The organism is uncultured Holdemanella sp., assembly GCF_958348295.1.
Taxonomy (GTDB): Bacteria; Bacillota_I; Bacilli_A; order Erysipelotrichales; family Erysipelotrichaceae; genus Holdemanella.
In genome coordinates this window covers 1-6,883 of the sequence record NZ_CATVYQ010000072.1, presented here as the reverse complement: position 1 = coordinate 6,883, position 6,883 = coordinate 1, and the positions used below count along the sequence as shown (strand labels likewise).

Below are 6,883 nucleotides of genomic sequence, written 5' to 3'. Positions count from 1 at the left end.
AGTGTAAAGGTTATCGCAACCTAAAGGTGGGAATAAATTTTTCTTTTGACCTTATATTTTAAAAATATTAAAAAATAATTGACAAATCATGTTGAATACTGTATCTTAATATTGCATGCGAAAATAGGTTCTGGAAAGAGCCTATATTTAATGGATGGGCAAGACCCACCCGGCTTCGTTTGCTTGGAAATTGAAAATTTTGAAAGGAGGATCTTATGCCTACAATCAACCAGTTGATTCGTAAAGGTCGTAAGGCCAGTCAAAACGTTTCAAAGTCTCCAGCTTTGAACCGTGGTTACAACTCATTGCAGTCTAAACCAACAAACCAATCAAGTCCACAAAAACGTGGAGTTTGTACTCGTGTTGGTACCATGACACCTAAGAAACCAAACTCAGCACTTCGTAAATATGCGCGTGTTCGTTTAAGTAATGGTATGGAAGTTACAGCTTACATTCCAGGTATCGGACACAACTTACAGGAACACAGTGTTGTATTGATTCGTGGTGGACGTGTTAAAGACTTACCAGGTGTTCGTTACCACATCGTTCGTGGAACTTTGGACTGCGCTGGTGTAAATGACCGTAAACAATCTCGTTCATTATACGGAACTAAAAGACCTAAGAAATAGATCAATCGTGAAAGGAGGAAATTAGATGCCTAGAAAAGGACACATTGCGAAACGTGACGTACTAGTCGACCCAATTTATAACTCTAAGTTGGTTACTCGTTTGATCAACAAAATCATGATTGATGGTAAAAAAGGGGTTGCACAAACTATTTTGTACAACGCGTTTGAAATCGTAGAAGTAAAAACAGGAAAAGCACCAATGGAGGTTTTCGAACAAGCTTTAGAAAACGTTATGCCTCAATTGGAATTGAAAGTTAGACGTGTAGGTGGAGCCAACTACCAAGTACCAGTTGAAGTAAGCGACGAACGTCGTTTGACTTTAGGACTTCGTTGGATCGTAAACTACGCACGTTTACGTAACGAAAAAACAATGGAACAGAGATTAGCAGCTGAAATTATTGATGCTTCTAATGGAACTGGTGCCAGTGTTAAAAAACGTGAAGACACTCACAAAATGGCAGAAGCTAACAAGGCTTATGCTCACTACCGTTGGTAAGAGAAGGAGTAAAGAAATATGGCTAGAGACTATGCTTTACACGAAACTCGTAACATCGGTATCATGGCGCACATTGATGCCGGAAAAACAACAACAACAGAACGTATTCTTTACTACTCTGGTGTAAACCACAAGATTGGTGAAACACACGATGGAGCTAGTACAATGGACTGGATGGAGCAAGAACAAGAACGTGGTATCACAATCACTTCTGCTGCTACAACAGCTCACTGGAAAAAGACAGACGGAACTGGTAAAGAATGTCGTATTAATATCATCGATACACCAGGCCACGTAGACTTCACTGTAGAAGTTGAACGTAGTTTACGTGTATTAGATGGTGCCGTAACAGTATTAGATGCTAAAGCAGGTGTTGAACCTCAAACTGAAACTGTTTGGCGTCAAGCTACTGAATATAACGTTCCACGTATTGTATTCTGTAACAAAATGGATGCTACAGGTGCTGACTTCTTAATGTCATGCAATACAATCATCGATCGTTTAGGAGCTAAATCTTGTCCAATTCAGTTACCAATCGGTGCTGAATCAGACTTCGAAGCTATCATTGATATTATCAAGAGAAAAGCTTACGAATTTAGTGGAGATTTTGGTCGTGTAATCACTGAAATCCCAGTTCCAGAAGATATGGTAGATCTTATGGAAGAATACCGTGCTAAATTATTAGATTACTTAGCAGATTATGATGAAGATTTCATGATGCAAGTATTAGAAGGTGAAGAACCTTCAATTGAAGAAATCAAACGTGTATTACGTATTGCGGTATGTAATGGTGACTTCTTCCCAGTATTATGTGGATCTGCATATAAGAATAAAGGTGTTCAATTAGTATTGGATGCAGTAGTAGATTACTTACCAAGTCCATTAGATGTACCTTCAATTAAGGGTACTACATTAGATGGAGAACCAGATGTTCGTCACCCTGGTGATGATCAACCATTCTCTGCATTAGCATTTAAGATTGCTACAGACCCATTCGTTGGAAAATTATCTTTCTTCCGTGTTTATTCAGGTACTGCAAAAGCAGGAAGCTATGTATTAAACTCAACTAAAGATAAAAAAGAACGTTTCGGACGTATCGTTCAGATGCACGCCAATGCACGTAAAGAAATCTCTGAAGTTTACTCAGGTGATATTGCTGCTGCAGTTGGTTTAAAGGTTACTACAACAGGTGATACATTGTGTGATGAAGATCACCCAATCATCCTTGAATCTATGGAATTCCCTGAACCAGTAATCGAATTGTCTTTGGAACCAAAAACAAAAGCTGACCAAGACAAAATGGGATTGGCTCTTGCAAAACTTGCAGAAGAAGACCCTACTTTCAAAACATATACAAACGAAGAAACAGGACAAACAATCATTGCCGGTGTAGGTGAACTTCACTTGGATATCATTGTTGACCGTTTACGCCGTGAATTTAAAGTTGAAGCAAATGTTGGTCAACCACAAGTTGCTTACCGTGAAACAATTCGTCAGGCTGCTGATTGTGAAGGAAAATACATCCGTCAGTCAGGTGGTCGTGGACAATATGGTCACGTATGGATCAAATTCGAACCAAATGAAGGAAAAGGATTTGAATTCGTTGATGCTATCGTTGGTGGTAGCGTACCTAGAGAATACATCAAACCAACTCAAGAAGGTTTGGAAGCAGCATTGGAAAATGGTATGGTTGCAGGTTATCCAGTAATTGATATCAAAGCTACATTGTTTGATGGATCATATCATGATGTTGACTCTAGTGAAATGGCTTATAAGATTGCCGCAAGTATGGCATTAAAAGAAGCTGGAAAGAAATGTAAACCTGCTATTCTAGAACCAATTATGTTCGTAGAAGTAACTGCACCAAGTGAATACTTAGGTAGTGTTATGGGTGACATTTCAAGTCGTCGTGGACAAATCACTGAACAGGAAGAACGTGGAAATGCCATTATCGTTCGTGCACATGTTCCATTATCAGAAATGTTCGGATATGTTACAGACTTACGTAGCTTTACTCAGGGACGTGGAAACTACTCTATGAAGTTCGACCACTACTCAGAAGTTCCAAAGAGTATTGCAGAAAAGATTATTAAAGAGAATTCAAACGAAAACTAGTTGATTTTCGTTTGGTTCTGAAATACAATATTTATTGTATGAAATATGTTAGCATTTAGGAGGAAATTATAAATGGCTAAGGAAAAATTTGACAGAAGTAAAACTCACGTTAATATTGGTACGATCGGTCACGTTGACCACGGTAAAACAACATTAACAGCAGCTATTACAACAGTATTAGCTAAAAAAGGTATGGCTAAAGCTGAAGCTTATGACCAAATCGATGGTGCTCCAGAAGAAAAAGAACGTGGAATCACTATCAACACTGCACACGTTGAATACCAAACAGAAAAACGTCACTATGCACACGTTGACTGTCCAGGCCACGCCGATTATGTAAAAAACATGATCACTGGTGCTGCTCAGATGGACGGAGCAATCTTAGTAGTTGCTGCATCTGATGGACCTATGCCTCAAACACGTGAACACATCTTGTTAGCACGTCAGGTAGGTGTTAAATATATCGTTGTTTACTTAAACAAATGCGATATGGTTGATGATGAAGAATTAATCGACTTAGTAGAAATGGAAGTTCGTGAATTATTAAACGAATACGGATTCGACGGAGACGAAACTCCAGTTATCCGTGGATCAGCTTTAAAAGCTCTTGAAGGAGATCCAAAATACGAACAATCAATCTATGATTTGATGGATGCTGTTGATACTTGGATTCCAGATCCAGCTCGTGAAATGGATAAACCATTCTTGATGGCAATCGAAGACGTTATGACAATTTCTGGTCGTGGTACAGTAGCTACAGGACGTGTTGAACGTGGTCAAGCTCACTTAAACGACGAAGTTGAAATCGTTGGTATCAAAGACACTCAAAAAACAGTATTAACTGGTTTGGAAATGTTCCACAAACAATTAGACGTTGCTGAAGCAGGTGACAACATTGGTGCATTGTTACGTGGTATTGCACGTGACCAAATCCAACGTGGGCAAGTATTAGCTAAACCTGGAAGTGTACACCCTCACACTAAATTTAAAGCACAAGTTTATGTTTTAACTAAAGAAGAAGGTGGACGTCACACTCCATTCGTTTCTAACTACCGTCCTCAATTCTACTTTCGTACAACTGACGTTACAGGTGTAATCACATTGCCAGAAGGAACTGACATGGTAATGCCTGGTGACAACGTTGTTATGAACGTTGAATTGATCGCTCCAATCGCTATCGAAACTGGTACTAAGTTCTCTATCCGTGAAGGTGGACACACTGTAGGTGCTGGTAACGTTACTGAAATTGACGCTTAATTAGAATTTAAACTTTAAGACTGATACATCTGTATCGGTCTTTTTTTTGTTTTATAATGAAACAAATGTAAATATAATATAAAAAATTACATTTATCATTGACATCATGGCATTTTTACTTTATCATACAAAACATATAAGAATAGTATGAATTAAGGAGTATGATTATGACAAAATTAACTAGAGATCAACGAAATTTTAAATTCGAAACATTACAATTACACGTAGGACAAGAACAAGCAGACCCCACTACAGATGCACGTGCAGTTCCTATTTATCAAACATCATCTTATGTATTTAGAAATTGTGATCATGCAGCAGCACGTTTTGGATTGAGCGATGCGGGAAATATTTATGGTCGCTTAACAAATCCAACGGAGGATGTGTTTGAAAAGCGTATAGCAGCTCTTGAAGGCGGTGTAGCCGCATTAGCCGTAGCATCTGGTGCTGCAGCCGTTACATATACAATTTTGAACTTAGCTCAAAATGGAGACAATATAGTTTCAGCCAAAAATATTTATGGTGGCTCATTTAACTTGTTTGAGCATACTTTGCCTCAATATGGGATTGAAACAAATTTCGTTGATATTTTTAATGAAGAAGAAGTTGAAAGTGCAATCAATGAAAAGACAAAGGCTTTATATATTGAAACATTAGGAAATCCTAATTCGGATGTAGTAGATATTGAATCAGTCGCAAAGATTGCTCATAAACATAAAATTCCATTAGTAGTAGATAATACATTCGCAACACCATATTTAGTAAGACCAATCGAATATGGAGCTGATATTGTTGTTCATTCAGCTACAAAATTTATTGGTGGACATGGAACAAGTATTGGTGGTGTTATTGTTGATGGAGGAAAATTTGATTGGGAAGCTAGTGGAAAATTTGATTCATTAACAAAACCAAATCCAAGCTATCATGGCATTAGTTTTACAAAAGCATGTGGACCGGCGGCTTTCGTTACTAAAGTACGTGCTATTCTTTTAAGAGATACTGGAGCTACGGTTTCTCCTTTCAATGCATTCTTATTCTTACAAGGATTAGAAACATTGTCTTTACGTGTAGAACGTCATACTTATAATGCTTTAAAAGTTGTTGAATATTTGAATAATCATCCTCAAGTAGAAAGTGTGTCTCATCCAAGTGTTTCTACAGATCCTAAACAACAAGAATTGTATAAAAAGTATTTTCCTAATGGAGGAGGTTCTATCTTTACATTTGATATTAAGGGCGATGCACAAAAGGCTAAAGATTTTATTGATAATCAAGAATTATTCTCTTTATTAGCTAATGTTGCCGATGTAAAATCTTTAGTCATTCATCCAGCAACTACAACTCATTCTCAATGTACTGAAGAAGAATTATTAGATCAAGGTATTCGTCCAAATACAATTCGATTAAGTATTGGATGTGAAAACATCGATGATATTATTCAAGATTTGGATGAAGCATTTAAAGCAGTCGCATAGTGAATGAAAGTCAGGAATATATTTCTGACTTTTTATTAATGGGATGATTTTAGGATATTTAAAAATCAAAATATATTTGTTCAGAATATAATAGTTTTGATAGAATAACATTGCTTTTTTGAAAGGATGGTTTGATTGGATAAAAAAAGATTGCGAATTTTAGTGTATGTGGTTGGAATGTTTATATTAGCTTTAGGTCTAACTTTAAATACAAAGGCGAATCTAGGAGTCTCTCCAATAATATCGGTGCCTTATAGTATATCGCAAATTACAGGATTAAATTTTGGAGATTTAACTTTTGTGGTATACGCCATATTTGTCATCGTTCAGATTATAATTCATATTCGATTAAAAAATCATAAGAGAATTGCATCAGACATACTACAGTTACCGCTAAGTTTAATATTTACGCGTTTATTGAACATATTTACTGTATATATTCCAACTTCACAAAATTTAGGAATTCGTTTTATAATACTTACTTTTGCGATAATTTGTACTGGAATAGGTGCAGCAATGTCATTAAGTATGCAAATTGTTCCGAATCCTGGAGATGGGATTGTACAAGCCTTAGCGGAAAGATTTGATAAAAGCGTAGGTATAGCTAAAAATTTGTTTGATTGTCTAAATTTAAGTATTACGTTATGTATTAGTTTATTTATTGCTCATCAAATTGTTGGTGTTGGAATAGGGACAGTGGTTGCAGTAGTAGGAGTAGGTAGAGTGATAGCTTTATTTCATCATATTTTTGAATATAAAATTGAAGAATTGATTTGCGAGTAAAAGACTGGTACGTGCCAGTTTTCTTTTAAAAACAATGATGTAAGCGTATATAGTAAAAAAATATGAAAAAAATTCAAAAAAACATTTGACGAAGTGAGAAGTATTTGGTAATATAGATGAGCACTGCT

The 6,883-nt window shown here is 36.5% G+C and carries 6 protein-coding genes; all 6 read left to right on the top strand.

Going from position 1 to position 6,883, the window contains the following annotated elements; translation table 11 throughout:
• Nucleotides 1-215: 215 nt before the first annotated feature.
• The 6 genes from rpsL (at nt 216) to Q3907_RS10130 (ending at nt 6,755) form a co-directional block, all read left to right on the top strand.
• Nucleotides 216-629: a 30S ribosomal protein S12 gene (gene rpsL / locus Q3907_RS10155; RefSeq protein WP_117573318.1), complete on the top strand. Its 414-nt coding sequence runs from the start codon at nt 216-218 to the stop codon at nt 627-629.
• Nucleotides 630-654: 25 nt separating this feature from the next.
• Nucleotides 655-1,125, top strand: a complete 471-nt coding sequence (gene rpsG / locus Q3907_RS10150) for a 30S ribosomal protein S7 (protein ID WP_003866299.1) — start codon at nt 655-657, stop codon at nt 1,123-1,125.
• An 18-nt stretch (nt 1,126-1,143) separates the two neighbouring features.
• Nucleotides 1,144-3,240 carry an elongation factor G gene (gene fusA, locus Q3907_RS10145; RefSeq protein WP_301898190.1) on the top strand — a complete coding sequence of 699 codons (2,097 nt, stop codon included), beginning with the start codon at nt 1,144-1,146 and terminating at the stop codon, nt 3,238-3,240.
• A gap of 72 nt (nt 3,241-3,312) precedes the next feature.
• Nucleotides 3,313-4,497 (top strand): elongation factor Tu, encoded by a 1,185-nt coding sequence (gene tuf, locus Q3907_RS10140; protein WP_117995843.1) that lies wholly within the window; start codon nt 3,313-3,315, stop codon nt 4,495-4,497.
• 167 nt (nt 4,498-4,664) lie between these two features.
• Entirely contained in the window at nt 4,665-5,972 is a 1,308-nt protein-coding gene (locus Q3907_RS10135; protein WP_367881508.1) for an O-acetylhomoserine aminocarboxypropyltransferase/cysteine synthase family protein, read from the top strand.
• A gap of 135 nt (nt 5,973-6,107) precedes the next feature.
• A complete protein-coding gene (locus Q3907_RS10130; RefSeq protein ID WP_301898188.1) occupies nt 6,108-6,755 on the top strand; it encodes a YitT family protein in 648 nt (215 codons plus the stop codon).
• Nucleotides 6,756-6,883: the final 128 nt, after the last annotated feature.

Excerpts from the sequence above, each read along its gene's own strand:
- rpsL (WP_117573318.1), top strand. The coding sequence starts at position 216 with ATGCCTACAATCAACCAGTTGATTCGTAAAGGTCGTAAGGCCAGTCAA.
- rpsG (WP_003866299.1), top strand. The coding sequence starts at position 655 with ATGCCTAGAAAAGGACACATTGCGAAACGTGACGTACTAGTCGACCCA.
- fusA (WP_301898190.1), top strand. The coding sequence starts at position 1,144 with ATGGCTAGAGACTATGCTTTACACGAAACTCGTAACATCGGTATCATG.
- tuf (WP_117995843.1), top strand. The coding sequence starts at position 3,313 with ATGGCTAAGGAAAAATTTGACAGAAGTAAAACTCACGTTAATATTGGT.
- Q3907_RS10135 (WP_367881508.1), top strand. The coding sequence starts at position 4,665 with ATGACAAAATTAACTAGAGATCAACGAAATTTTAAATTCGAAACATTA.